Source organism: Synechococcus sp. H55.2, from assembly GCF_047462495.1.
In the GTDB taxonomy this organism is placed as follows: Bacteria; Cyanobacteriota; Cyanobacteriia; order Thermostichales; family Thermostichaceae; genus Thermostichus.
Map to the genome: position 1 here is coordinate 1 of NZ_JANSJH010000033.1, position 2,898 is coordinate 2,898.

Annotated in this window: 1 protein-coding gene; it reads left to right on the top strand. The window is 63.4% G+C overall.

The window, feature by feature from the left end:
- Window positions 1-349 precede the first annotated feature (349 nt).
- On the top strand, window positions 350-2,893 hold the full coding sequence (locus NW844_RS05875) for a DNA gyrase/topoisomerase IV subunit A (protein WP_414334286.1): 2,544 nt from the start codon (window positions 350-352) through the stop codon (window positions 2,891-2,893).
- The last annotated feature ends 5 nt before the right edge of the window (window positions 2,894-2,898 follow it).

The following is a 2,898-nucleotide window of genomic DNA, read 5'->3' on the forward strand; positions in this document are numbered from 1 at the left end:
CTCCCTTTGGGAGAGGGGCCGGGGGTGAGGGTGGGAGAGGGGCCGGGGGTGAGGGAGCTGTCTCAAGCTAGCCTGGAACGACCATATCTCGACCAGAAGTGAGAAGAAAAAGCCCAACCAAGTAGCGCCAGATCCTTGCCGAGAATCCTTCCTTTGCCGGCAAAAGTGCAAACTCCGCTAGATTGAAAACCCCAAGCTGACTGGCCGGCCTAGGAGGGACAGAGCTACGCCCATTGATACGCCAACAAACAACGGCTAGCAACAGGCTGGCCTTGAGAATGGGATCCCACCTCGCAAGGGCCAAAGAAACGGCTACAGTAACCTGGAAAGCGTTCCGCTCCGGTTTGCCATGACTCAGCAACTGACTCTCGACGGACTGGGATCTGGATCGGGTAGGGGATCCCGTTCAGGGCGGGTGATCGCTACCGATTTGCAGGGGGAGATGCAACGCTCCTACCTGGAATACGCCATGAGCGTGATCGTGGGGCGGGCCTTGCCGGATGTGCGGGATGGCCTCAAGCCGGTGCATCGCCGCATCCTCTACGCCATGCACGAGCTGGGCCTGACCCCGGATCGCCCCTACCGCAAGTGTGCGCGGGTGGTGGGGGACGTGCTGGGTAAATATCACCCCCACGGGGATCAGGCGGTCTATGACGCGCTGGTGCGCATGGCGCAAGACTTTTCCAGCCGCTACCCCCTGGTGGCGGGGCACGGCAACTTCGGCTCGGTGGACGACGATCCGCCGGCGGCCATGCGCTACACCGAGTGTCGGCTGGCGGAGCTGAGCCACACGGCCCTTCTGCAGGGGATCTCCGAAGAAATTGTGGACTTTATGCCCAATTTCGACGGATCCCAGGCGGAGCCCACCGTTCTACCGGCCCGCCTGCCCATCCTGCTCCTCAACGGCTCTGCCGGCATTGCCGTGGGCATGGCCACCAACATCCCGCCCCACAACCTGGGAGAAGTCGTGGACGGCCTGCTGGCTTTGATCGACCATCCCGATCTCAGCCCTGAAGAGCTGTTGCGCTGGATCCCAGGGCCGGACTTTCCCACCGGCGGCCAAATCGTTGATAGCCAAGGGATCGGCGAGGCCTACCTCAGCGGGCGCGGCTCCATCACCCTGCGGGGAGTGGCCCGCTTTGAGGAGATCCAGCCGGGCAGAGGACGCCACCGCCGGCCCGCCCTGGTTATCACCGAGTTTCCCTACCAGGTGAACAAAGCCGCCTGGCTCGAGAAGGTGGCAGAGTTGGTCGCCCAAGACCGCCTCAGCGGCATTGCCGACTTGCGGGATGAGTCGGATCGCAGCGGCATTCGCGTGGTGGTGGAGCTGAAGCGGGAGGCCAACCCGCAGGCAGTTCTGCAGCAGTTGTACAAGCTCACCCCCCTGCAGAACACCTTCGGGGTAATCCTGTTGGCCCTGGTGGAGGGAAAACCCCAGCAGCTCAGCTTGAAGCAGATTTTGCAGCACTTTTTGCAATTCCGCGAGGCCACTCTCAACCGGATGTTTCGCGCCGAACTGCAGCGGGTACAGCGCAAAGCGGAAGAGGTGGCGGGGATGGTGCTGGCCCTGGCCGATCTGGAGGGGGTGATCGACCTGCTGCGGCAAGCCCCCGATAGCGCCACGGCCAAAGCCCAACTGCAAACTCGCCTGGGCTGCACCCCCCAACAGGCGGAGACAATCTTGGCCATGCCCCTGCGCCGCCTGACAACCTTGGAGCGGGAGCGCCTGCACCAGGAGCAGGCCGAGCTGCAGGCCCGCATCCTCGAATTGCAGGGGCTGCTGGAAGATCGCCGCAAGCTCTTGAATTACCTGAAAAAAGAGCTGCGCCACTTGAAGAAAACTTTTGCCGACCGGCGCCGTACCCAGATCCTTTCGGAAGCCGAGCTGGAGGCAGAACAGGCCCAGATCCCCAGTGGCAAAGTCGGCGAAGACACCCGCTTCCTGCTGCAACTTACCCGCAAAGGCTACGTGCGCCGCCTGCCTCTGCCTGGGCCTCGCTCCCGCAGCAATCCGGCGCAACGGGAATTGGGAGAAGATGTTCTGGTCGGCCTGGAATGCGTGACCCCAGAGCAGGAAATCTTGGTGCTCACCGCCAGCGGCAAAGCTTTCACCGTGCCCAGCGAAGGGATCCCCCTCAGCACCGGCTCCTCGCGGGGGGTACCTCTGGTCACCCTTCTCCCCAGTCCCGAACCCATCGTTGCCACCTTCCCGTTGGATCCCGTTCGCGTCAGCGGTGCGGAGCACTCTCCCGGCGAGGCCACTTTGGTGGTGCTCAGCCGGCAGGGGCGGATCAAGCGGGTGGCCCTGGCGGAGCTGACGGGCCTTAGCCAACGGGGATCCACCGTCCTGAAACTCAAAGAAGGGGACGAGCTGGGCTGGGCGGCCCTTTGGCATCCCGGCCACCAAGGCTACAGCGTTGTCCTCGCCACCTCCGCCGGGCGGGTGCTGCGGCTGGATGCCGAACAGATCCCCTTGATGGGTCGGGCAGCTATGGGATCCCTAGCCCTACGTTTGGGGCGCACAGAACAGATCGCCGGTATGGCGTTGCTGCCCCCGCAAGGGATCCTGATTTTGGCCAGTCGGTCGGGCTATCTGAAGCGGCTGCCTCTGGGCGAGATACCCATCCTGGAGCAGGGTAAAGTGGGCGTGTCAGCCTTTCACTTCTCCAACAAAGGGGATGGCTTGGTGGGCTTGGTGGGTTTCCCCCCCGATCTGGCGGCGCACCCCCATCTGCAAGTCGATGTGATCACGGAGTCCGAACGGGTACACTCCTTCTCTCCTGAGGAAATTCCCCTGCAAGGCCGGTCCGGCGGCGGCTCCCTGTTGGTCAAGGGGGAGCAGGTTAGGGAGTTGCGCCTGTTTTGGCCCCAGCCGGAGGGCGGGATTGGATAGCTCTG